A 23,608-nucleotide genomic window follows, 5' to 3' on the forward strand; every position below is an offset into this window, starting at 1 on the left:
CTTCTCGCCATGGTGATATAGTCAGTACCTGGCTATACATCCCATCGGATGGTTGTGCGTTACGAAATTCCACCTACGACCCATTCCGTTACCTCCAAATACTTTGGCGTGGCCGGCTGTTTCAGTTTAGAGACTGCATTACGCATGATCGCACCTAGGCACGCCTCGATTTTGACGACAGAGACGACCTTGCGGATCTGCTTGATCTACTCATTTTTTGTGCCGGCGAACTACGATGAATTCGTCCGTAGTAGTGAAGCCTCCATTCGTCTCCCACCACTTTTGGCGATTTCTCCGATTCTCCTCTCCCTCTATACTTGCGTAAGTAAGTGAATTTTCTCGGTATTTTCAGACTTGCCAATTTGTTCGCTCTATACATTCGGAGAATGTCGCTCGACTTGGGGGCATCTAACATAGCGGCCGATTTGTCGCTGGAGCCGACGGCTTCCGAAAGATCTTGAAATCATGATCGCAATCTCGGTGATCAGCCGATTTTCGACCAGCGATCGCAGAAGGATTCGATGTTGGTGGATTGGAAGTCTTCAAGACGCTCCATTATGGTTTCGAACGGCCAATCCCACCACGCAATATCATTCAGCTTCGCCGCGACGGACGCACTGAATCGCTCACGGATCAAGCGAGCCGGGACGCCTCCAACGATCGTATAGGGCGAGACGTCCTTGGTAACGACGGCTCCGGCCGCCAGTACCGCTCCATTCCCAACTGTGACACCGGGCAGAACGATCACGCCATGCCCTATCCAAACATCGTGGCCGATAGTCACACGGTCGGCATGGCGTTTTTCAAAGAAAGCGAGATCGCGCGTCGCGTCTGCCGAATAGTATTCCGGGCAATAGGTGAAACGATGCATTGAGGGACGATCGATCGGATGATTGGGCGCACCGATTCTCACCTCGGCGGCAATGGCGCAGAAGCGCCCTATCTCGGCATCGGCAACCGTGCAACGAGGCCCGAGATAAGAGAAATCGCCGAGTTGTGTAGAATGCAGAGAGGTATCTACGAGAACCTCGCAACGATCACCTATGATCGAGTCTCTGATCCTTGCAGTAGGGTCAACGATCGACTTGGCGATTTTGGGCTGGGTCTTGTCGGAAACGTGGGTCATGAGTTGCCGTCTAGCGGCTCCTTATGAAGGCCCGGTGACACGAACCACACGCGCAAGCAGTCTTTACGCATTCCGGCGGAGATCCTAAACGAGCACCTGAGAGTCATAAAAAGACATGAGAGAGGCTGACATGTTCAAGTTGCGGCAAGCCAAACCGGCCGACATAGAGCGTAACTATGAGGTATGGCGGACGGCCGTCGAAGCCACCCATCATTTTCTCAGCGACTTGGATCTGGAGGCGATCGGGAAGATGGTGCTGGAGGATTACCTGCCGAATGCCGAATTCACAGTGGCCGTCGATGGTGAGGATACATCCCACGCCTTCCTGGGAACTTCCGGAAACCATATCGACGCGCTTTTCGTTCATGCGGAAAGCAGAGGCGCAGGCTTAGGACGTCTTCTTCTCGACAGTTTCCGAACAGGAAAAGACGTCGTTACCGTCGATGTCAACGAGCAGAATCCGACGGCGGTGGGCTTTTACGAAAGGTTGGGGTTCAAGGTGACGGGCCGTTCGGAGCTTGACGACCAGGGCCGTCCCTTCCCGATCCTCCATATGCGATGGGAAAGCGCAGTGACCACCTAAGTCGTTGCGTCGCGCGGTTCGGGGATAGACCGTTCGTCGGAAGCCATCGTTAACTGCCGCCGTCATTCCCTTGTGGTGAGTCAATCCGGTGAGACACGGATTCGAACTCGTTTCGAACCATTTTGAAACGGTATCCATTGCGCAGCTCCGTTTCGTAACGGAGCCGCGTTCGTGCCAGCCCATTCAGGTAGGTTATACACACCTACGGTAGATGTTAGCTTCATTGCTACCGGTTTGGATGCCACCCCTGAACCGGACAGTCCCGCGCCCGATGAGACTACGCCCCCAGTAGTCTCATCGGGCGCACTGCTATCGTTTCGCGCCGGATATGCGGATGCGCAGATCAGAGCAGCTCCATCATTCTCGTTGCCGCTGATATAAACACTCCTGAACACATGCCGGATCGATCCGGAACGCAAACGACACAATGCGATTGCTGCGCATCTCCGACTCGCCCTCCCCGGCATCGTTCCGGCGACGCCGTTCAGGACCTTCAGCCCAAAGACAGCCCTTGTTTTCGGTGTCGCCAATTGGGCGCAAAATGGCCACATAGTCGGCTCAGTCGGCGAATTGCGTCATTTTTGCAACAAACTTTTTTTTCGGATAGCGCACATATAGTTCGCCAGTCTTAGTATCTTGCCAAATCAGTGAAGCAGGTTCAGGAAATAGTTCGCGGGGCTTATTACTTCGCACCTACTGATAGGGAACATGAACGGGATGGGGTTGGGCACGCCGCTTCGGCGGCGCGAAATCTCAGGCCCAATCAAGAAAGATTGGAGTTATTATGAACATCAAGAGCCTTCTTCTCGGCTCCGCTGCTGCCCTGGCAGCAGTATCCGGTGCTCATGCAGCTGACGCTATCGTTGCTGCTGAGCCGGAGCCGCTGGAATACGTTCGCATCTGCGACGCCTACGGTGCAGGCTACTTCTTCATCCCGGGTACGGAAACCTGCCTCAAGATCGGCGGCAAGGTTCGTACGGAAGGTGAATGGTACAACGCCTATAACCGTGACAGCCATCAGGGCACGCTGTGGCACACTCGTGCTGAGCTGAACGTCGACACCGCGACCGACACCGAATACGGCCCGCTGAAGACCGAAACCATCGTTCGTTGGGACTGGAATGACGGCGGCTCCACCAGCACCAACCTGCTGTGGTCCTACATCAGCCTCGGCGGCTTCACGGTTGGTAAGAAAGACTCGCAGTACAACCTGTACATGGGTTATGCCGGCGACGTCATCAACGACGACGTGATCTATGACGGTCCGTACGAACTCAACCAGTTGACCTATGAATATGACGGCGGCAACGGCTTCTCGGCTGTGATCTCGCTCGAAGATTCCAACTCTGCTACGACCGGCTCGGCATCTTACGGCGCCAGCTTCTGGACGGACGACAAGACCAACCACTACGCTCCTGACGTTGTTGGCGGTCTCGGCTTCAAGTCCGGTGCATGGGGCTTCAAGGTCGTTGGCGGTTATGACTCGATCGTCAAGGAAGGCGCCATCAAGGCTCGCGTAGACGCTGACTTCGGCGCATTCACGGCCTTCTTGATGGGCGGCTACAACACCGACGGCGACAAGCTCAACAAGTATGCCGGCACCAACCAGGACGTTTCGGCCTGCACGGCGCCGAACGGCACCGTCAACGCATCGAAGTGCGGCTGGGGTGACTGGGCAGTTTGGGGCGGCGTTGGCGTTCCGGTCAATGAAAAGCTGAAGTGGAACCTCCAGCTCGCTTACACCGACTCGAAGATGTTCGAAGCCACCACGAACCTGAAGTTCAACCCGGTTAAGAACCTCCTCGTCGAGCCGGAACTGACCTACGTTCACTACGACTACGCCCACGACGACACCGTTTCGGGCATCCTGCGTTTCGAACGCAACTTCTAACCTGATCAGATTTGACCTCCGATCAGAGAAGGAAGGGGGCCGGCTTTCCCTGCCGGCCCCCTTTTTTATGCGTTAAACTCCTGAAATCGCAAGCATGACCATCCATCACCGCGTGTCGTGACGAATCCCGATCAACCAGAAAGGGGAACCTTGTCGCACCCGCAGCGTTTACGGTGAAAGGGACGTGCCTAAGAAGGAGTTACCGACTTGAAACATCTTGCTTCAATCGCCTTGACCGCCGCTTTGGCCGTGGGGTCCTTATTATCTGTTGCCCTGCCCGCCTCGGCAGCGCCTTTCGGCAGCCCATCGGCGCCGAATAGCTCTAACATCATTCTGGTCCAGGACCATGGCACACGCTGGCACCCGGACTCGTATGACGATCGCCGTCATTGGCGCGATCGTGATCGCCGCCATTGGCGTGGCGACCGCGGCTGGGATCGTCGCGACAGGGATCGTTACTGGTCCGACGACAGGCGCTACCGTCACCGCCACCATAGTGGCGTTATATTTGAAATACGCCCCTGACTGGCGGATCTTCGGGTAAAGATCAATCAATTGGCTCATAGCCACCCGCAACAGGCCAGTGACGCAATGCCTGGGGCCCTGACGTTTAAAAAGCTAACGGCCGCTACCGAAATCACCGGTAGCGCGACTTGCTGTCAAAAAGGGAATATCCGATAGTTCGAAGCTTCTACCGATTAACGGCAGACGCGTACCTTGCGTACGACCCAGTGGCCATGAACCTTATGCTTCACCTTCTTAATGTGGCAATGTTGATGGTGACGATGATGCATCGGAGCTGCCTCGGCCGATGCGCTGACGGCAACGACCGATGCCAAAGCAAGTGCAGAAGCAAGAATCAGGTTTTTCATGTCGAACCTCTAAGCATTGGGGGACTATGCTGCGCGTATCGCGCACTACGTTCATGCGCCGGTTCATATTAACGCCACATGAACATTTTCTCACATTCACGAGAGCAACCATACCTTGAACCAAATTTCGTCGAAATACCACATACATCTGCACGAAAACTGTCGATAACGGCGTGTGAATTTACCACTTGTCGCAGTGGTCCAATTCCTGCCGGTGCGGGAGCCGTGGTTAGCGAGTGATGAATCAGAGCAGGTGCAACATACTGTTGTTGCAACACAAAAAAGCCCTGGTGGTGTGAAGTTCGTTTTTCAGCCAGCCGCGACGCGAAAGGGCAGAAGCTCGCGAATCCGCTTGTCGCGAAGATAGAGACCACCCCAGGCCATGATACCCAAAACCAAACTGATAAGTTGTGGCGGAGACCCCACTTCTCCGAGGCGGAAATGAGTGCAGATCGCGCCACCAAAGAAGCCCGTCGTCAGGATGGCTCCCAGAACCGCGGTACGTGGAATCGCATAGAGAACCGCGCAGACGAGGATGATCAGGCCGAGCAATGTTGCCTGGCTGGTCGGGAAGCCCGATGCCTCCATCTCGGCACTGATCAGCGAGGGTGAAAAAAGATCTACGGCAGCATCGGCCGCCAATATGAGAATCACGATTGCGCTAACAACCCAACCAACCAACGCTCCCGTGCGAGAGCTCGTTTCCTCAACCATTGTATCCCCAACATGCCGAACGCGGCCCATGTTCCCCGTACGCCCCATCAGCAGTCGGAAGAACGGCGGCAATCTGGCATGGGTGGGAAAGACAGGTCAACTACGCCACAAGCGGCATCGAGAAGGAAAATCGACGCTAAGTCAGATGTCTCGAATGGCATCGCACAGCTGCGTCGATGCAGCCCCAGCACTCTTCAAGCTTGTGACAAGAGAACGGCTGCGTGATCTCGCAGCAGCAGCGTGACGTCAATCGGCCGCCCGACCCCGTTCTAGATTAACGGCAGTCGCGTTCTTCTCTGGTCTCTATCGCATTGGTAAGGACAATCAAGTGCGATCGGCTCGCTACGAAAAGATTGCCCTCAATCTGTCCAGATCGACATTTCGGATATCGGCCGCCACTTCGGCCTCCGAATGGGCCTTGAACCACTCCACTGCTTCCCGCACGCGGTCGCCATGCGGCGGCGGATAGGCTCCGAGGCGCAAGACCCATTCACGGACGGTTTCCCTCTCCATGCGCCCCTTATCGTATCGGTCCCACACGCTCTTTGCCGACGCTATCAGATCATTGACTTTCGACATCTCACCAGCTCTCGTTTCATCCACCGCTCTCCGGCCGGCGTTACCCTTCAGTGAGGAGTTTGCGGCAAATCGCAAGATGCGATCGTGCTGTCGCCGCTGGCGGGCGACTTCAGATTGAGCTTCCAGGGAGCGGCACCGAAATATATCTGCTTTTCGACAAGCGAACTCACGATGGTCTGGCAAAGCTCCCGAGCGTCTCCGCCTGCGGTCGCAACTGAGACGGTGACCGTTTTCGCTTCCTCGGAGTAGGTGCAGGGAGACAGCGAGATTGTCGTGTCGACTGCGCGGCAAAGCGTTTTCGCATTCGTGACGGCTTCGGGTTCAGCTAAGGCGTGCCCGGCGCTCATCGATAGACACAACGCCAAAGTCATCAATCCACGCATCATCTCTAGCAATTCCTCAGATTCATGCTTTTCGCCGACACAAGCGCAAATGGCCCAGCTTCGCAACTGAAAAGACTTCCGTGGAATCCCTATCGATCGCGCAAGCGCCACCATCTCCAGGACAGCACCACATGGCGACACGCCGCTGGCGATTTGATCGTCGTGCGCATATCATCCCAGATGGGAGTTTCAAAGGTGGTTAGAGAAGCAACATCCATGTTCTTTTGGATATAGCCAAGACCAGCTCTTTCAGAAAGAGTGGCTCCCCGGGCCGGATTCGAACCGGCGACCTGTCGATTAACAGTCGAATGCTCTACCGCTGAGCTACCAGGGAATGCGCTTGGCGCGGTGTGAGTGGGCTTCTACAAATGCTTTCCCGATTTGCCAAGCGGTTTTTTCAAAAAAATCGAATTCTCTTGCATTATTTCGCCGCCTCACCATTTCCTGTGGATGACTGATCAAAGCGGAACGACAGCAAATGCCGATCGAAATGGCCGGAAAACCCGCCGTTTCGGCATTGATCCCTCAACTCGCGAGCTTGTTTTCGGCTCTGTGAGAATTCCCCTACCCCGATCGCGGCTTGCGCGCCTCGGCGTCGGCATCGCTCTCATTTTTGGCGGCCTGCTTGGCTTCCTGCCGGTGCTTGGCTTCTGGATGCTGCCATTGGGCTTCATCGTGCTATCGCATGATATGCCCACCGTGCGCCGCTGGCGCCGGCGATTTGCCGTGTGGTGGACGCGAAAGCGCCGCCCGGCAAACTAGCCCCGCTTTATCTTACGCCGACCGGACGAGCGGGATTGCCCACAACGGTCGCGCCCGGCGCGACATCCCTGGTCACCACAGCGCCCGCGCCGATGATTGCGCCGTCGCCGATCGTCACGCCACCGACGAGGATCGCGCCACCACCAATCCACACGCTCCGGCCTATCGCGACCGGCCGCGCAATTTCCATGCCCTGCCCGCGCAGCGCCGCATCCTTGTGATGTTCGGCACAATATATATGGACGCCCGGCCCGAGCATGCTGCCGTCGCCGATGCGCACGCTGCCGCTATCGAGAATGGTGCAGCCGGCATTCAGATAGACCCGGCTCCCCAGCGAAATGTTCATGCCGTAGGAGCAGTGGAACGGAGCCTCGATGAAAGCGCTCTCCCCGGCATCGGCAAAGAGCGCAGATAAAGCAGGCCCCATATTGCCGCGCTGGGACGGCAGCATGGTATTGTGCTGATGCACAGCATCGCGCGCGCGCCAACGCAGGCTATCGAGTTCTGGATCGAAGCAACAATACCATTCGCCCGCCGCCATCTTCTGCTTCTCACTCAGATCCATCGATCCCTTCCCCCAATGCTTTCAGGATTCGCCGTGGGTGATCATGCATCACCGTTCGGGCCGTCAGCAAGCAACGTAATCGGCCACTTGCGAACAGGCGACAAGCCGAGCGCGAACCATTGAATATTGCACGCCTTGATTAGCATTTTCTCAAATGTATAATCGATTGAAGAGCGCGCCCCCGCACCCCCTCACTTCGACTGAAAATGCCCGGCAACACGGGATTCTCGCCCTCAACAAACTGTCACACAGCTTGTCTATAACGCCGCTACCGCGGACTTGCGCAAGACCACCGGTTCCGAGCTTTCAAAAAGGAAATAGGGATTATGTCGAAACTTAAAAACTGCATTTCGGCTGCCGCCGCCGGCGTCATGAGCTTAGCGCTGGCCCTGCCTGCTGCTGCCGCTCCCGCCAAGTTCGATTTCTGGTTCGGCCTGTCGGGCGACCTGGAACGCGTCGTTCAGACGATGTGCAAGAACTTCAATGACTCGCAGAAGGATTATGAAGTCTCCTGCGTCAGCCAGGGCAACTACGACGCCGCTCTGCAGAACACCATTGCCGCCTTCCGCGCCGGCAAGCAGCCGACGATCGTTCAGGTCTATGACGTCGGCACCGCGACGATGATGCTTTCGGGCGCCTATTACCCAGTCAACAAGTTGATGGCTGAGAACGGCTACAAGGTCGACTGGAACGACTATTTCCCGGGTATCGCCCGTTACTACGCAACGTCGAAGGGCGAACTGCTGTCCTTCCCGTTCAACTCCTCGACCGCTCTGCTCTATTGGAACAAGGACGCTTTCGCCAAGATCGGCAAGACCGAAGCTCCGAAGACCTGGGAAGATGCCGCTGCCGACATGAAGGCACTGAAGGGCGCTGGTTATGATTGCCCGATGGCCATCAATATCTCCGGCAACGAAAGCTGGCAGCTGATGGAGCAGTTCTCTGCTATCCACGACCAGCCGGTCGCAACGAAGAACAACGGTTATGACGGCCTCGACGCTCGTCTGACGGTCAACAAGACCAAGTTCGTCAAGTATGTGACCGACCTCAAGAGCTGGTACGATCAGGGCCTCGTCAAGATCAAATCTAAGGACCTCGGCCAGGACATGGTTCAGGCCTTCGCCTCCGGCGACTGCCAGATGATCATGACCTCCGTTGGTGACCACGGCTCGATCACCAAGACCCAGAAGGCTGGGATGAACTGGGATGTGGCAGAACTCCCAGTATACGCTGGCACCGAGCGCAAGAACTCGCTCGTCGGCGGCGCATCGCTCTGGGTTCTCTCCGGCAAGTCGGCTCCCGAATACAAGGGCGCTGCCGCGTTCCTCGACTTCATCGGCAAGCCGGAAACCGCGCTCTTCTGGTCGACCAACACCGGCTATATCCCAGTCAAGAAATCCGGATTCGATTTTATGAAGTCGTCCGGCTTCTACGACAAGGCTCCCTATAAGGGTCGCGAAGTGGCGATCGCCAGCTTGACCGCTTCCGAGCCGACCCCGATCACCCGTGGCGTCCGCCTCGGCAGCTTCACGCAGATCCGCGCTGAATTCGGCAACCAGATGCAGGCCATCTTCGCCAACAAGGTCAGCGTTCAGGAAGGCATCGACAACCTTGTTAAGAACGGCGACGCCGTCCTGGATCGTTTCGAAGCCACCTACAAGGGCAAGCAGCTGCCGTAAGCTGCATAACTCGTGGCAAACAGCGTCCGCCGAGGTTTCCCGGCGGACGTTCGCTATGAGAGCAAGCGTGGCATCTGGACTCCAAGCCGGAAGAGACAATGGAAAAGCGCATAACTTTCAACAAATGGAGTGTCGGCATCCTGTTTGCAGTGCCGCAACTGCTCCTTATCTTTACCTTTTTCTATTGGCCAGCCGGTCAGGCGGTCTTCTGGTCGCTGACGCTGCAGCAGCCTTGGGGCGGCGGCAATATCTGGGTTGGGCTAGACAACTTCAAAGCCATCCTCGCCAGTTCCGATTACTGGAACTCGGTCACGATCAGCATCATTTTCGCCGCTATCAGCACCAGCATTTCCATGGTGGGCGGGCTTGTCCTCGCAGCCTTGACCGATCGGCAGCTACGCGGCTCGAAACTCTACCGCATCGTCCTGATCTGGCCCTACGGCATCGCAGCGCCCGCGTCGGCGATGGCCTTCCGCTTCATCCTCGCGCCAGAAGCTGGCCTCATCGCCGTGGTCAATCAGTGGTGGCCGGGCATCTGGGATCCGGGCCTCGACGGAAACGCCGCTTTGGCCTGCATAATCGCCGCCTTCTCGTGGAAATATATAGCCTACAGCTTTATATTTTTCTTGGCTGCTTTCCAAGGCATTCCGCGCTCGCTGATCGAAGCGGCCGCTATGGACGGCTCCAGCGTGCTGCGGCGGTTCTGGGATGTCCAGTTCCCACTTGTCACGCCGACCATCTTCTTCCTGCTCGTCATCAACATCACCGAGAGCTTCCAGGATTCGTTCGGCATCGTCGATATCATGACATCAGGCGGCCCGCACAACTCGACCAATCTCATGGTCTACAAAATCTATTCCGATGGCTTCAAAGGACTCGATTTTTCCGGCGCGGCGGCACAAAGCATCGTTCTGATGTTGCTGATCATCGTGCTGACCGTCTTCCAGTTCCGCTTCATCGAGAAGCGCGTACATTACCGTTGAGGCTGACATGGTCGAGCGCACACCCATTCTCAATTTCTTCACCCACCTGATCCTATTCCTCGGTTTCGTGGTAGCAGTGGGACCGATAACCATCGTTGCCATCGCCGCGTCCCATAATATCGCCGACGTCAATAAGGTGCCGATGTCGCTGATCCCCGGCTCCGACTTTTGGGTCAATCTGCAGACGGCCTGGACAACCGCCAATCTTGGCCCCAAGCTGCTGAATAGCCTGATCTTTGCCAGTGGCGTGGCGATAGGCAAGGTGCTCATTTCGGCGATCACCGCCTTCTCGCTGGTCTATTTCCGCTATCCGGGTCGTCACTTCATTTTCTGGCTGATCTTCATAACGCTGATGCTGCCGCTCGAAGTACGTATCGTGCCGACCTATGCGGTCGCGGCAAACGTCCTGTCGCCATTCCAGGGGATTCTCGACATTACCGGTATCACCTGGCTTATCGAGAGGCTTACGGGCGTTGAGATTGCACTGAATTTCGGACTGCTTAACTCCTCGATCGGCTTGATCCTGCCTCTGATCGCGACGGCGACGGGTACCTTCCTCTACCGCCAGTTCTTCTTGACGATCCCGGACGAACTGACTGAGGCTGCTCGCATGGATGGCGCCGGCTCGTTGCGCTTCTTCATCGACATACTGCTGCCGCTGTCGCGCACGAACATGGCCGCACTCGGTACCATCATGTTCCTATGGGCCTGGAACCAGTATCTGTGGCCACTGCTGGTTACCACTGATCCTGCGCATGTCACGGCCGTACACGAACTCAAGTCGCTCATCCCGAACATTGGTGGCCTTCCGGAATGGCATATCGCCATGGCAGGCACACTCATCGTCATGCTGCCACCGCTTGCCGTCGTCGTGCTGATGCAGCGCTGGTTCGTTCGCGGGCTAATCTCGACCGAGAAGTGATAAGTAGCCTGCCGCGCCTCATTATCGGGCGCGGCAGTGCCCGCGCCGCCGGCGCCAAAGACATTAAATCCCCTCCCGCCTCCGCGCTTTTGTCGCTGCATGGCTGCGCACGCCGCCCCACGCGCGTCTGTGGCGATGTTCGATTAATGCAATTTATTGCCCGAAAAATGCATTGTGACGCTCCTTCGTTGCCTGCATTTTTCAGTGACTCAATCGGCTGGAGGGCCTGATTGGGGGATTCGTCAAGTTTCAGCCAATTACATGCTTTTCGCCATGATCTCGCCACCTGCGCTATCAGCGCGGTGGGGCTTCGTCGCGAAAAGATGGTGCATGCGCGCGGTTCCCGACGGGAACATCGAAATTGGCCGAGCGACAAATCCAACCATGCAAACGCAACAAAATTGCAAGGAGGAGGACGCAATGAAAATTTGGCAATTTATCTTGGCGAATGCCGTGCTTTTCTTGAACGCGGGCGTCAGCGCCGCTCAAGACATGCCAACACCCGAAGAAGCGCATTGCATGGCCTTGCGCGGAATGTTGATTTCCCCGGACAAGATCGGCGAGCCGGCTCGTCGCGCAGTCATCTATTCCGCTGACCTCCTTGAAGGCGACCAAGCTGCCGGCGGTGGCTTCTGCAAGGTGCTCGGTGGGATCGAGCCCGTTGATCCCAAGGCACCGAACATCAATTTCCAAATCAATCTGCCGCTGACCTGGAACGACAAGATCATCCAGTATGGCGGCGGAGGCTATGACGGAACCCTGATCGAGGCGGTCAAGAACGTCTCTTTTGGCTCGGATGCCGTCCGGACGCCTCTGCAGCGCGGCTATGTTACCTTCGGCAGCGACAGCGGCCACCAGTCGCCATCGGTGCTCGACGGTAAATTTCTCCTGAACGATGAGGCCCTTGCCAATTTCGGCGGTCTGCAAATCAAGAAGACCCACGATGTCACAATGGCCGTGGTCTCCGACTATTACGGCAGGAAGCCGCAGAAGACCTATATTCAAGGCAATTCGCAGGGCGGGCACGAATCCCTGATTGCCATCCAGCGCTGGCCGACCGATTACGATGGCGCCATCGTCACTCATCCGGCGAACCCATTCTCGGCCCTGCAGCTTTCCGGCAATCATCTCGCGAAGGCTTTCTATCGGAAGGGCGGCTATCTGAGCCCCGCCAAAGTCGAACTGCTCAATTCTGCCGTCACCAGGGCATGCGACAAGCTCGACGGCGTTGAAGACGGCCTCATCTCGAATACGACAGCCTGCGACGCAACCTTCAAGGTCGAGGACCTTCGCTGCACAAGCGGAAAGGATGAAGGCGACACATGCCTTTCAGACGCCCAGATCGCGGTACTGAAGACGATCAACACGCCCTATAAGTCTCCGGTCAAGCTGCCGGACGGTGTCGAAGGCTTCCCGCGCTGGCCGATCTTTCAAGGTGGCGATCTCTATGGTCTCTGGGGTTTCGGCCTATCGCCGGATCTGGCAAATCCGCCGACTCCTGTCGCCAATTTCGGCCTTGCCGTCCTGGCAGATCCACTGATCCGCTACGCGATCGTGCGCGATCCGAAGTTCAACACCATCACTTTCGACCCTGCGAAATATGCAAAGCGTATAGGGGAGGTTTCCAAGCTGATAGATGCGAACAGCGCCGACCTGTCCGCATTCGAAAAGCGCGGTGGCAAGATGCTGCTGATGCACGGCACCATCGATTTCGCGATCTCGCCTTACAATACGGTTTCCTATTATGAGCGCGTGGCCAAAACGATGGGGGCGGACGACGTCCATGGCTTCATGCGCTTCTACCTCGTGCCCGGATTCGGCCATGGCAGCGGCAAGTTCATCGCCGCCTGGGATCCTCTGACGGCATTGGAGAATTGGGCCGAAAAAGGAAAAGCCCCCGAAAATCTGATCGTCGGCGACGCCGGCAAGGATGGCGCCGGCCGCACGCGGCCCATGTGCGAATACCCCTCTTATCCGAAGTACAAGGCCGGGGCGACCGATCCGAACAAGGCGGAGAGTTTCGAATGCGCCAAATGATCCGCCGGCAAGCCTAGAGCCCGGAGCGCTGCCGCAATCGACGGCAGCTCGGCATAAAAAAACCCGGAAGTCGTAACGACTTCCGGGCACTCCTGCTAAAAATTGATGTCTGAAATTAGTGCGCCATCACCTTAAGCGGCGTGACGGAGGCAACGGCGTCGAGCCGCAGGCCGGTATCCTGTGCGAAGAGATGCGTATGCTGCGGCGGCAGTTCGAGACCAACGGACTGGCCGGTCTGACCGGTCGTGTGGTCCGATACGGCGACGGCAAAGCTCGATCCGTTGATATCGCAATGGATGACACGGCCGGCACCGAGTTCTTCAACGAAATCCACCGTCGCCGGAATGGCGCCAAGCGTGCCTGCCGGCACGAGACGGGCATGTTCCGGGCGGATACCGAGGGCGACAGGCTGGCCGGCATGACGCTTGCCGATATTGGCATCAATGCCGATCGGCAGGCCATCGAAGATGAACTGCTCGCCGTTGGCCGAAAATGTGCCTTCCAGGAAGTTCATGGCCGGCGAGCCGATGAAGGAGCCGACGAAGCGGGTGCGCGGCGTGTTGTAGATTTCAAGCGGCGTGCCGACCTGCTCGACATTGCCCTTGTACATGACCACCAGTTTGTCGGCGAGTGTCATGGCCTCGACCTGGTCATGGGTCACGAAAACCGAAGTGGCCGACAGGCGCTTGTGCAGGCGGCGGATTTCGACGCGCATCTGTACGCGCAGTTTGGCATCGAGGTTGGACAGCGGTTCGTCGAAGAGGAAGACCTTCGGCTCGCGGATGATAGCGCGACCCATGGCGACGCGCTGGCGCTGACCGCCGGAAAGCTCGGCCGGCTTGCGGGCGAGGAAATCTTCCAGGCCGACGATCTTGGCGGTTTCCTTGATGCGTCGGTCACGCTCCTCGCGCGGCACGCCGGCCACCTTCAATGCATAGCCCATATTGGCGGCGACATTCATGTGCGGGTAGAGCGCGTAGTTCTGGAAGACCATGGCGCAGCCGCGCTCGCGCGGCTCAAGCTGGTTGACAACCTTGCCGTCGATGATGATCTCGCCGGACGAAATATCCTCAAGGCCGGCAATCATGCGCAGCAACGTGGACTTGCCGCAGCCGGAAGGCCCGAGAATGACGACGAACTCGCCCGATCGGAAATTCAGGTCGACGCCATGAACGACCTCATTGCGTCCATAGGCCTTGCGAACTTGTTCGATCCGAATTTCCGCCATATCAATTTTCCCCGCCTGTCAATTCTGGGCCGTCAATCGGCTGGACTGCTAGCGAATTTGCATTACAGAACAGTGACAAAGACCCTTATATCACAGGCAGTGTCCAGATTCCTTCACGAGAGTTGCGTGTAGAATTCTCTTATGAAACGGGCGGTGGTGGAACCATTCCTCTACCCGCGTCGTATACTGGTTCGGCGGCAACACAACATCTGAAAACCGTACAGGCGACCGACGAGAACCATGACATCATCCAACAGCGAGCCGAAGCCTATCCTCCTGTGGTTTCGCAAGGATCTCCGTCTCGACGACAATCACGCCCTGCAGGCGGCGGCGGCCTCAGGGCAGCCTGTCGTTCCCATCTATATCCAGGAGCCGGAAGTGAAAGGCTGTGGGCCGCTCGGGGCGGCGCAACGATGGTGGCTGCATCATTCCCTCGCCGCCTTGGACGAAAGTCTTCTCTCGCTCGGCAGCAAGCTTGTTCTGCGAACGGGTGATGCCCTCTCGGTCATCCAAAAGCTCGTCGAGGAAACCGGAGCAGAAGCAATCGTCTGGAACCGCCGCTATGATCCGGCAGGCATGGCTGTGGATATGCACGTCAAGAAGAGCTTGCGGGATGCAGGTTTCGAGGCAAACAGCTTTGCCGGTCAGCTGCTGCACGAACCGTCCCGCGTGCGCACCGGCACGGGCAATCCCTACAAGACCTATACGCCGTTCTGGCGGGCACTGGAGCAATCCGGCGAGCCACCCTTCCCGATCGATGCCCCGGGAAAAATGGAGGCACCCAGCCACTGGCCCCAATCGGATTCGCTCGGCTCGTGGGGGCTGCTGCCGACCAAGCCGAACTGGGCCTCCGATTTCCAGGATATGTGGACACCAGGCGAGGCCGCGGCACGCGCGAAGCTCACCGATTTCATCGAGGCCTCACTCGACAGCTACGCCATCGATCGCGATTTTCCCGACAAGCCGGCAACATCGCTGCTTTCGCCACATCTGGCGCTCGGTGAGATCTCGCCAGCGCGGGTCTGGCACTCTACGCGCGGTCTTCCCAAACATATCCCGACGGACAATATCGTTCGCTTTCGCAAGGAACTGGCGTGGCGGGAATTCTGCTATCATCAGCTCTTCCATTTCCCCAAACTCAATTCAGCCAACTGGAACGATCGCTATGACGATTTCCCATGGCGCTCGGATGCGAAGCTGTTCGACAGCTGGCGGCGTGGGCAAACGGGATATCCGATCGTCGATGCCGGCATGCGACAGCTCTGGCGCCATGGCTGGATGCACAATCGCGTCCGCATGATCGTCGCCTCCTTCCTGATCAAGGATCTATTGATCGACTGGCGCGAGGGAGAAAGCTGGTTCCGCGACACGCTTGTTGATGCCGACCCGGCGGCCAACGCCGCAAACTGGCAATGGGTGGCGGGGTCCGGCGCCGATGCCTCACCCTTCTTCCGCATCTTCAATCCGGTGCTGCAGGGCGAAAAATTTGATGCGGACGGCGGTTATATCAGGACCTTCGTGCCCGAATTGGCCAATCTTGACGGCAAATATATCCATCGGCCATTCGAGGCACCTGATGATGTGCTCAGGCGCTCGGGCATAATACTTGGCCAGCACTATCCACGACCGATCGTCGATCATGCCGTTGCGCGGCGACGCGCGCTTGAAGTGCATGCGTCGCTGAAGACTGAATGATAAGCGCTACTCCGCCGGGTGCGGCGTTGCCCGTGTGCCGACGGACTGCCGCTTGCCGCCGCCTCCGAGAAAATATCGGACCATGCGGAAATAGAGGCCATAGGGCAGCAGCTTCAAAAGCTTTGCTCGATAGACCATGCTCTTCGGGAAACTGATGTCGAAAGCCGGTGACTTCAATCCGGCAGCGATCGTGTCGGCCGCTTCCTTGGCGGACAGGATACCCGGCATGGCGAATTTGTTGTTCGCCGTCAGCGGCGTTTCGACATAGCCGGGAGTTATGAGCTGGATATGGATGCCCATGCGATCAAGTTCGAAGTTCAGGCTTTCCGCCATGTTGATGAGGGCGGCCTTGGTGGCGCCGTAGGCGGCGCAACCGGGAAGGCCAGCATAGCCCGCAAGTGACGACACAAGCGCAACCTGGCCATATCCCCTGGCCCGCATGTGCCGCACTGCCGGAATGAGGCAATTGACCACGCCATGGAGGTTGACCGCGAAACTGCGGTCAAAAACCTCATGGTTCAGATCCTCGCCGCGCGCCGGCAGATAGATACCAGCATTGAGCACAGCCAGCGCAACCGGGCCGTGCTGATATTCGATAGCCGCTATGGTGTGCTCCATATCTTCGGCATTCGTCACGTCGCCATCCACCACGACGATGCTGCCGGGAAGGCTGCTTGCCTCGGCCTGCAAGGTCAGAAGCTTGTCGTGGCTACGGGCCGTAACGGCCACCTTGTAGCCTTCTTCCGCCAATTTCAGCGCCAGTGCACGGCCGATGCCGGAACTTGCGCCGGTGATCCAGACAACTCCGTGTTCAGGGCGTGCGATGAACGGGCTCATGGCTCTTCTCCTTGGCTGGCGGCTGCCTACATCAAACGCTCAATCGCGGCCGTCCGTGGCATTTTAGAAATAGCGCATCATTGTGGCCGCTTTCGGCCAGTTTATTGGTTCGGCGCGGAAATCGATGTCACTTATCGGAGACCAGCGAGAGAGCCGGCGCTACCCCAAAGAACGTCGCCCAAGACGAATTTTGCGGGCCGAACAAAGAGCGAGGAACAGAATTTCTTGCCTATATCGCCTTGTGAAGGGAAAAGACCGTTCTTACAGTAGTTGCGAACAGAAGGCAGATTCCATGACCGTCCATCCGTCCGTCCTCGAAGCAATTGGCAATACGCCGCTGATCAAGCTCAAGGGCGCCTCCGAGGCGACGGGCTCGACCATCCTTGGCAAGGCCGAGTTCCTCAACCCCGGTCAGTCGGTCAAGGATCGCGCCGCGCTCTATATCATTCGCGATGCCGAGAAGAAGGGACTGCTCAGGCCCGGCGGCGTTATCGTCGAGGGCACGGCCGGCAATACCGGCATCGGCCTGACGCTTGTCGCCAAGGCGCTCGGCTATCGCACTGTTATCGTCATTCCGGAAACCCAGAGCCAGGAAAAGAAGGATGCGCTGAAGCTGCTCGGCGCTGAATTGGTCGAGGTTCCCGCCGTTCCCTACAAGAACCCGAACAATTATGTGAAGGTCTCGGGCCGGCTGGCCGAGCAACTGGCAAAGACGGAGCCGAACGGCGCGATCTGGGCGAACCAGTTCGACAACGTCGCCAACCGTCAGGCGCATATCGAGACGACCGCCAAGGAAATCTGGACTGACACCAATGGCAAGATCGACGGCTTCATCTGCTCGGTCGGCTCCGGTGGCACATTGGCGGGCGTCGCCATGGGCCTGCATGGCTTCAACAAGGACATCAAGATCGGCATCGCCGACCCGGAAGGCGCCGCGCTTTATGAGTTCTACAAGAACGGCGAGCTGAAATCCCAAGGCTCCTCGATCACCGAGGGCATCGGCCAGGGCCGGATAACGGCCAATCTGGAAGGTTTTACGCCTGATTTCGCCTATCAGGTCACCGATGCAGAAGCCCTGCCCTATCTTTTCGATCTGGTCGAATATGAAGGCCTGTGCCTCGGTGGCTCGACGGCCATCAACATTGCCGGCGCCGTACGCCTGGCGAGGGATCTTGGCCCGGGACATACGATCGTGACCATCCTGTGCGATTACGGCAATCGCTATCAGTCCAAGCTCTTCAATCCGGACTTCCTGAAGTCGAAGGGCCTGCCGCTGCCATCCTATCTTGCAAAGCGGACGGATATTTCCGTCCCATATGAAACAGTAGCGTGAACTCATGACCGTGAATGCCCTCTATCGTGACGATTTCTACCTCTCGACCGCAGAGGCGGTGGTAACCGCAATCCATGAAGACGGGGGCATTGAGCTCGACCAGACCTGCTTTTACGCAACCTCGGGCGGACAGCCTGGTGATACCGGCTTCCTGGAACGCGGTGACGGTTCCAGGATCATGCTTGGGCAGACGAAGCATGGTCCGATCAAGGACATCATCATCCATGTGCCGCTCGAAGGCGAACCTCTGCCCATTCTCGGCGAAAAGCTGGTGCTGCATATCGACTGGCCGCGCCGCTACAAGCTGATGCGCATGCATACGGCCTGTCACCTGCTCTCGGTGGTCTGCCCCTACCCGATCACGGGCGCGGCTGTCGGCGAGGAAGAAAGCCGGGTCGATTTCGACATGAGCGAGACGATCGACAAGGACGAGGTGACCGCCAGAATGATGGCCCTCATCAATGAGAACCATCCCGTGTTCCTCCAGTGGATCACCGACGAGGAGCTGGCCGCCAATCCCGGCATCGTCAAATCCAAGAATGTGCGGCCGCCGATGGGGCTCGGCCGCGTCAGCCTTGTCTGCATCGGCGAAGATTCCGCCGTTGACAGCCAGCCCTGCGGCGGCACACATGTGTCCGAGACACAGGAAGTCGGGGCGATCCACATCGCCAAGATCGAAAAGAAGGGCAAGGAAAACCGCCGCTTCCGCATTCGGTTCGGGGCATCGACCGACGAGAATTGACCGGGCCAGCGCCCATATCCATATCCCCATATCCAAGCCGATAAATCATAGCAGGGAGAGATCATCATGGCAGCGGACAAGAGCCGTTTCGTCGTATCCGCCGACTGGCTGCAGAGCGAGTTGGGTGCCAAGGGCCTGCGCATCCTCGACGCGTCCTTCTATCTGCCGGCGCAGAAGCGCAATGCCGACGCCGAATATGCCAGCGGCCATATTCCGGGCGCCATCCGCTTCGATCAGGACAAGATATCGGATCATTCGACCAACCTGCCGCATATGGTCCCCTCGCTCGAATTCTTTGCCGCGGAAGTCGGCAAGCTCGGCATCAGCGAGACAGACCGCATCGTCATCTATGACGGCCCGGGCCTGTTTGCCTCACCGCGCGTCTGGTGGCTATTCCACATCGTCATGGGTGCTCAGAACGTTTTCGTGCTCGACGGTGGCCTGGATGGCTGGAAGGCCGAGGGACGTCCGCTGGAAACAGCACTGCCCGCCTTCGAAGCGGCGACCTTCAAGCCGAAGTTCAACGGCAGCCGTGTCGTTTCCCTTGAAGAGATGCGTGGCATCGTCGACAGCCACGCCCTGCAGATCGCAGACGCACGTAGCGCCGGCCGCTTTGCAGCCGCAGAGCCGGAGCCGCGCGAAGGCATGCGCTCGGGCCATATGCCGGGAGCTCGTAACCTGCCATCGGGTGTGTTTGCCACGAACGGCAAGTTCAAGTCCTTGCCGGAACTGCGCGAGACGATCGAGAAGGCCGGCATCGATCTCGACAAGCCTGTCGTCACCACCTGCGGCTCGGGCATTACCGCAGCAATCATCACGCTGGCGCTCGAATCGCTCGGCCATGGCGACAACAAGCTCTATGACGGCTCCTGGTCGGAATGGGGCAGCCGCCCGGATACGCCCATCGTTACCGGTCAAGATTGAGCAGCGCGGTCGTGAAAACCCCTTCATCGATCAAGGTCCATATCACCCGTCTGGAAATGACGGCGCCGCCCAAGACCAGTCTGGCGGTGCCGGTCAACATCCAGACGGCCATCATGCGTTCTCCGGGCATTCCGCTGCCGTTCTATCGTTATCTCTATCGCCAGGTCGGCGCTCGCTGGCATTGGGTCGACCGGCTTCGCCTCTCCGACGAGGAATTGGCGTCGGCCCTCCACGACCCGCGCAATGACATCAGCGTGCTCTACGTCAACGGCGCACCGGGCGGCTTCTTCGAATATTTCCGTCAGGATGAAGAGACGATCGAGCTCAGCCATTTCGGCCTCATCGAAAATGCGCTCGGCCTCGGCATCGGCAAATGGTTCCTGCTCCAGTCGCTCTACGCGATCTGGGCGCTGAACCCGCAACGCATCGTGACGACGACGAACAATCTCGATCATCCGCGAGCCCTGCAGCTCTACCAGATGTTCGGCTTCTCGCCGACGTCAACCGGCGAAGGCATCGTCCGCCCACTGAGCGACAAGGAATTGCTGGAGCTTTCCAAGAAGGGCTAGCGCATTTGCGACGGCAGGAATCGGGTGGCTTCCCGCGCTGGTCCGGAGCATCACATGGTAAACCTCGAAAGGAGCTTTGCCATGCCTTCCGTCACCTTTGCAGCCATGCCCACATCCGATGCCGAAATTCTCTGGAACGGTGGTGCCGACGCCTATGGTCACCAGCCGGAGACCATGATTTCCGATGGCCCTGGCCACCCCTGCCGCCATTGCCTGCGCAATATCGATGCGAGCGAAGAACTGTTCGTCTTTGCCTATCGGCCCTTCCCGGAATTGCAGCCCTATGCGGAAACCGGCCCAATCTTCCTGCACAAGACGCCGTGCAAGCGCTACGAAGCGGCAGAAGTCCTGCCGCCCGTGCTGGCGACCAGCCGCGACTTCATCGTGCGTGGTTATGGGAAGAACAACCGCATCGTCTATGGAACCGGCGCTGTAACGCCGACGGGGGATATTCCTGCCTATGCCGCCTCGCTGCTCGAACGTCCTGACATCGCCTATGTCCATGTCCGCTCGGCGCGCAACAACTGCTATCAGTGCCGGATCGATAAAACCGAAACGCCGGCATACACGGATGCCGGCGTTTCCATCTGACATACGCGCGATGGGCTTTACGCGACGTTCAGAATGCTTTCCGGCGCTACGGCCTCGTAACCCAAGGCTTCAGCCACCGGCTTGTTGGTGACGCGGCCCTTGTGCACGTTAAGGCCATTGCGGAGGTGCTTGTCTTCCGCGATGCGCGCAGGCCGCGATCGGCCAAGGCCAGACCGTGATAGATGGTGGCGTTATTCAGCGCGTGCGCCGACGTGACCGGAACAGCGCCCGGCATGTTGGCGACACAATAGTGCACGACGCCCTCGACCACGTAAGTCGGGTCGGAATGGGTCGTCGCATGCGAGGTTTCGAAGCAGCCGCCCTGATCGATGGCGACGTCGACAATGACCGAGCCCTTCTTCATGCCGGACAGCATCTCATGCGTGACGAGTTTCGGCGCAGCGGCACCGGGGATCAGAACTGCGCCGATGACCAGGTCGGCGGAGAAGACTTCCTCTTCCAGCGCCTGAATGCTGGAATAGCGGGTGTGGACGCGGCCGTTGAAGATATCGTCCAGCTGGCGCAGGCGCGGCAACGAGCGGTCGAGGATGCTGACGTCGGCACCGAGGCCGGCCGCCATCTTGGCCGCATGCAGGCCGACGACACCACCGCCGATGATGGTGACCTTGGCCGGCAGAACGCCCGGCACGCCGCCGAGCAGGATACCGAGGCCGCCATTGGCCTTCTGCAGGGCCGTGGCACCCGCCTGGATCGATAGACGGCCAGCGACCTCGGACATCGGCGCCAGCAGTGGCAGGCCGCCACGCTCGTCGGTGACGGTCTCATAGGCAATGGCGGTCACGCCCGAAGCGAGCAGTCCCTTGGTCTGCTCCGGATCGGGTGCCAGATGCAGATAGGTGTAGAGAAGCTGGCCCTCACGAAGCTGCGCCCATTCGGAAGGCTGCGGCTCCTTGACCTTCACGATCATGTCGCACTTGTCGAAAATATCCTTGGCGCTGGCGGCGATCTTGGCGCCGGCGGCGATATAGGCATGATCGTCGGCACCGATGCCGGCACCGGCCTTCGTCTCGACCCAGACCTCGTGGCCATGGGCGACATATTCACGAACGGATGCCGGCGTCAGGCCGACGCGATATTCGTGGTTCTTGATTTCCTTGGGGCAACCAACGCGCATTTCATTCCTCCTCGAATGGTTTTGCGTCTGCAATCTCTCCGAGGGAAATCAGACCACCTCCGCTCTGCAATGTCCTTGCAAAGACGATTTGCGCTACCATCATTTTTCGTGAATTATTGCGCCAACAAGAGTTTTTTCGAAGGATCTTCGAATGTCTGACCTCGACGCTATCGATCATTCGATTCTGCGGATGCTGCAGCAGAACGCGCGGATGACCAATGCGGATCTCGCCGAGAAGGTCGGCCTGTCGCCATCGGCCTGCTCGCGCCGGCTCGATATCTTGGAAAAGAACGGCGTCATCGACGGCTATCATGCGCATCTGTCGCACAAGGCGCTGGACTACAAGATGATCGCCTTCGTGCATATCTCGCTGTCCGGCCAGTTCGCTAAGACGCTTTCAGAGTTCGAAACGGCCGTGAAGCGCTGTCCGAACGTGCTCTCCTGCTACCTCATGTCGGGGGAATACGACTACATATTACGCGTCGCCACACGCGATCTGGAAGACTATGAGCGCATCCATCGCGACTGGCTTTCGGCGCTGCCGCATGTCGTGAAGATCAATTCCAGCTTCGCCCTGCGCGAGATCATCGACCGGCCGAATGTCGGCCTTTGAACTCTATCATCGCAGGTCCAGCAGCAACGCGCGGTGATCCGATACCTCGGGCTCGGCCACGGGATCGAATTTGATCACCTCAACATCTGGCGTCACCAGCATGTAATCGGCAAAACGAGGCTGCTTTTTGTAGTGAGACGTGCGGGTATCGTCATGTCCCCGTGAGGTGACGAGATCGACAAGACCAAGGCTGCCGAGAGCTTCGAATGTAACGCTATCCGGCAACACATTGAAATCGCCGCAGACGACCAGCCGCTCGTCGCCTTGCCGCACCTGACGGATAATCTCGACCAGCGCATCCGCCTGATGACGCCGGGCGGGCGTATCTCCCTTGCCCGCCGTATCGCGAAGGCCGTGCATATGGGCAATGGTGATCGGGTAATCGTGTTCATAGTCGAAAAGGCGGATGCAGTGGGCATTGCGCGACCTTGGATGCACACCCCAGCCGTTGGCCGAAAATTCGCCGTGCACGAACCCGCCGGCCTGACCGATGACCGGATAGGACTTACGGACGAAGGTGGCCAAGCCAAATTCCGAAAAGAGCTGTCGGTCGCCGTCGAAGAGATCACCCCGCGCAACTGGCAGGAAGAATGCATCATGACCCGGTAGGGCGGCCTTCAGCTCTTCGAAGAGATTTGCCCGTTGCTGAAGCTCCACGCCGTGATCGCGATAAACAAGCCAATCGGACTTCGAATCGAGTGTACGCACAACTTCCTGCAGGCACAGGACATCCGCATCCACATCGATGAGATAAGGCATGAGCGGCTCATGCAACTGGCCGCCCCATGCATTCAAAGAAACGATGCGCAACGTCCTTCCCCTTTTCCATATCTGCGTGCCAATCG

At 58.1% G+C, this 23,608-nt stretch carries 24 protein-coding genes, 1 tRNA gene and 1 pseudogene; 15 read left to right on the forward strand and 11 right to left on the reverse strand.

The annotated features are described in order from the left end of the window. Positions 1–484: 484 nt before the first annotated feature. Positions 485–1,126, reverse strand: coding sequence for a DapH/DapD/GlmU-related protein (locus tag BSK43_RS22515; protein ID WP_077469769.1), 642 nt, complete (start codon positions 1,124–1,126; stop codon positions 485–487). A 130-nt stretch (positions 1,127–1,256) separates the two neighbouring features. On the opposite strand from BSK43_RS22515, the gene BSK43_RS22520 reads away from it, so the two are divergent. The 3 genes from BSK43_RS22520 to BSK43_RS35185 all read left to right on the forward strand — a co-directional run bounded on the left by BSK43_RS22520 (position 1,257) and on the right by BSK43_RS35185 (position 4,144). Beyond that, on the forward strand, positions 1,257–1,709 hold the full coding sequence (locus tag BSK43_RS22520) for an acetyltransferase (protein WP_077469768.1): 453 nt from the start codon (positions 1,257–1,259) through the stop codon (positions 1,707–1,709). Between the two features lie 784 nt (positions 1,710–2,493). Next, positions 2,494–3,600, forward strand: a complete 1,107-nt coding sequence (locus BSK43_RS22525; protein WP_077469767.1) for a porin — start codon at positions 2,494–2,496, stop codon at positions 3,598–3,600. A 373-nt stretch (positions 3,601–3,973) separates the two neighbouring features. Continuing rightward, positions 3,974–4,144: a hypothetical protein gene (locus tag BSK43_RS35185; RefSeq protein ID WP_169055448.1), complete on the forward strand. Its 171-nt coding sequence runs from the start codon at positions 3,974–3,976 to the stop codon at positions 4,142–4,144. A 154-nt stretch (positions 4,145–4,298) separates the two neighbouring features. Here the strand turns inward: BSK43_RS35185 and BSK43_RS35190 are convergent, their stop codons facing one another. From BSK43_RS35190 to BSK43_RS22550, 5 genes are all read right to left on the reverse strand, one after another. Then, complete coding sequence (locus tag BSK43_RS35190) at positions 4,299–4,472, reverse strand: hypothetical protein (protein ID WP_169055449.1); 174 nt, start codon at positions 4,470–4,472, stop codon at positions 4,299–4,301. A gap of 309 nt (positions 4,473–4,781) precedes the next feature. Continuing rightward, complete coding sequence (locus BSK43_RS22535) at positions 4,782–5,234, reverse strand: DoxX family protein (protein ID WP_348641763.1); 453 nt, start codon at positions 5,232–5,234, stop codon at positions 4,782–4,784. A 294-nt stretch (positions 5,235–5,528) separates the two neighbouring features. Next, positions 5,529–5,765 carry a hypothetical protein gene (locus tag BSK43_RS22540; protein ID WP_077469764.1) on the reverse strand — a complete coding sequence of 79 codons (237 nt, stop codon included), beginning with the start codon at positions 5,763–5,765 and terminating at the stop codon, positions 5,529–5,531. Between the two features lie 47 nt (positions 5,766–5,812). After that, a complete protein-coding gene (locus tag BSK43_RS22545; RefSeq protein WP_136687194.1) occupies positions 5,813–6,262 on the reverse strand; it encodes a hypothetical protein in 450 nt (149 codons plus the stop codon). 145 nt (positions 6,263–6,407) lie between these two features. Further along, a tRNA-Asn gene (locus BSK43_RS22550) sits at positions 6,408–6,482 on the reverse strand. A 116-nt stretch (positions 6,483–6,598) separates the two neighbouring features. Between BSK43_RS22550 and BSK43_RS22555 the strand changes: the two genes are divergently transcribed. Then, complete coding sequence (locus tag BSK43_RS22555) at positions 6,599–6,910, forward strand: hypothetical protein (RefSeq protein ID WP_077469921.1); 312 nt, start codon at positions 6,599–6,601, stop codon at positions 6,908–6,910. Between the two features lie 7 nt (positions 6,911–6,917). On the opposite strand, the gene BSK43_RS22560 is transcribed toward BSK43_RS22555, so the two are convergent. Beyond that, on the reverse strand, positions 6,918–7,475 hold the full coding sequence (locus tag BSK43_RS22560; RefSeq protein ID WP_077469762.1) for a sugar O-acetyltransferase: 558 nt from the start codon (positions 7,473–7,475) through the stop codon (positions 6,918–6,920). Positions 7,476–7,801: 326 nt separating this feature from the next. Between BSK43_RS22560 and BSK43_RS22565 the strand changes: the two genes are divergently transcribed. From BSK43_RS22565 to BSK43_RS22580, 4 genes are all read left to right on the forward strand, one after another. Further along, positions 7,802–9,154, forward strand: a complete 1,353-nt coding sequence (locus BSK43_RS22565) for an extracellular solute-binding protein (RefSeq protein WP_077469761.1) — start codon at positions 7,802–7,804, stop codon at positions 9,152–9,154. 98 nt (positions 9,155–9,252) lie between these two features. Then, the gene (locus BSK43_RS22570) at positions 9,253–10,137 is read left to right on the forward strand and encodes an ABC transporter permease subunit (protein ID WP_077469760.1); all 885 of its coding nucleotides are present in this window, start codon (positions 9,253–9,255) and stop codon (positions 10,135–10,137) included. A gap of 7 nt (positions 10,138–10,144) precedes the next feature. Further along, positions 10,145–11,059, forward strand: a complete 915-nt coding sequence (locus BSK43_RS22575) for an ABC transporter permease subunit (RefSeq protein ID WP_077469759.1) — start codon at positions 10,145–10,147, stop codon at positions 11,057–11,059. Between the two features lie 420 nt (positions 11,060–11,479). Next, positions 11,480–13,096 (forward strand): tannase/feruloyl esterase family alpha/beta hydrolase, encoded by a 1,617-nt coding sequence (locus BSK43_RS22580; protein ID WP_077469920.1) that lies wholly within the window; start codon positions 11,480–11,482, stop codon positions 13,094–13,096. A gap of 115 nt (positions 13,097–13,211) precedes the next feature. Here the strand turns inward: BSK43_RS22580 and BSK43_RS22585 are convergent, their stop codons facing one another. Continuing rightward, positions 13,212–14,324, reverse strand: a complete 1,113-nt coding sequence (locus BSK43_RS22585; protein ID WP_077469758.1) for a sn-glycerol-3-phosphate import ATP-binding protein UgpC — start codon at positions 14,322–14,324, stop codon at positions 13,212–13,214. A 240-nt stretch (positions 14,325–14,564) separates the two neighbouring features. Here BSK43_RS22585 and BSK43_RS22590 point away from each other — a divergent pair, with 240 nt between their 5' ends. Beyond that, positions 14,565–16,019: a deoxyribodipyrimidine photo-lyase gene (locus BSK43_RS22590; protein WP_077469757.1), complete on the forward strand. Its 1,455-nt coding sequence runs from the start codon at positions 14,565–14,567 to the stop codon at positions 16,017–16,019. 6 nt (positions 16,020–16,025) lie between these two features. Here BSK43_RS22590 and BSK43_RS22595 read toward each other — a convergent pair whose 3' ends face one another. Further along, positions 16,026–16,856 (reverse strand): SDR family NAD(P)-dependent oxidoreductase, encoded by an 831-nt coding sequence (locus BSK43_RS22595; RefSeq protein WP_077469756.1) that lies wholly within the window; start codon positions 16,854–16,856, stop codon positions 16,026–16,028. A gap of 292 nt (positions 16,857–17,148) precedes the next feature. On the opposite strand from BSK43_RS22595, the gene BSK43_RS22600 reads away from it, so the two are divergent. The 5 genes from BSK43_RS22600 to BSK43_RS22620 all read left to right on the forward strand — a co-directional run bounded on the left by BSK43_RS22600 (position 17,149) and on the right by BSK43_RS22620 (position 21,015). Then, positions 17,149–18,189, forward strand: coding sequence for a cysteine synthase A (locus BSK43_RS22600; protein WP_077469755.1), 1,041 nt, complete (start codon positions 17,149–17,151; stop codon positions 18,187–18,189). A 4-nt stretch (positions 18,190–18,193) separates the two neighbouring features. Further along, positions 18,194–18,931, forward strand: coding sequence for an alanyl-tRNA editing protein (locus tag BSK43_RS22605; RefSeq protein ID WP_077469754.1), 738 nt, complete (start codon positions 18,194–18,196; stop codon positions 18,929–18,931). A gap of 66 nt (positions 18,932–18,997) precedes the next feature. Continuing rightward, positions 18,998–19,855 (forward strand): 3-mercaptopyruvate sulfurtransferase, encoded by an 858-nt coding sequence (sseA, locus tag BSK43_RS22610; protein WP_077469753.1) that lies wholly within the window; start codon positions 18,998–19,000, stop codon positions 19,853–19,855. After that, entirely contained in the window at positions 19,810–20,424 is a 615-nt protein-coding gene (locus BSK43_RS22615; RefSeq protein ID WP_077469752.1) for a GNAT family N-acetyltransferase, read from the forward strand. Before sseA ends, BSK43_RS22615 begins: the two co-directional genes overlap by 46 nt. Before the next feature lie 81 nt (positions 20,425–20,505). Continuing rightward, positions 20,506–21,015, forward strand: a complete 510-nt coding sequence (locus BSK43_RS22620) for a DUF1203 domain-containing protein (RefSeq protein WP_077469919.1) — start codon at positions 20,506–20,508, stop codon at positions 21,013–21,015. Between the two features lie 17 nt (positions 21,016–21,032). Here the strand turns inward: BSK43_RS22620 and ald are convergent. Next, a pseudogene (ald, locus tag BSK43_RS22625) lies at positions 21,033–22,150 on the reverse strand (alanine dehydrogenase). Positions 22,151–22,301: 151 nt separating this feature from the next. On the opposite strand from ald, the gene BSK43_RS22630 reads away from it, so the two are divergent. Further along, positions 22,302–22,763, forward strand: a complete 462-nt coding sequence (locus tag BSK43_RS22630; RefSeq protein WP_077469751.1) for an Lrp/AsnC family transcriptional regulator — start codon at positions 22,302–22,304, stop codon at positions 22,761–22,763. A gap of 6 nt (positions 22,764–22,769) precedes the next feature. On the opposite strand, the gene BSK43_RS22635 is transcribed toward BSK43_RS22630, so the two are convergent. After that, positions 22,770–23,573: an endonuclease/exonuclease/phosphatase family protein gene (locus BSK43_RS22635; protein WP_077469750.1), complete on the reverse strand. Its 804-nt coding sequence runs from the start codon at positions 23,571–23,573 to the stop codon at positions 22,770–22,772. Positions 23,574–23,608: the final 35 nt, after the last annotated feature.

This window comes from Rhizobium sp. P44RR-XXIV, from assembly GCF_001999485.2.
Classification (GTDB): Bacteria; Pseudomonadota; Alphaproteobacteria; order Rhizobiales; family Rhizobiaceae; genus Rhizobium.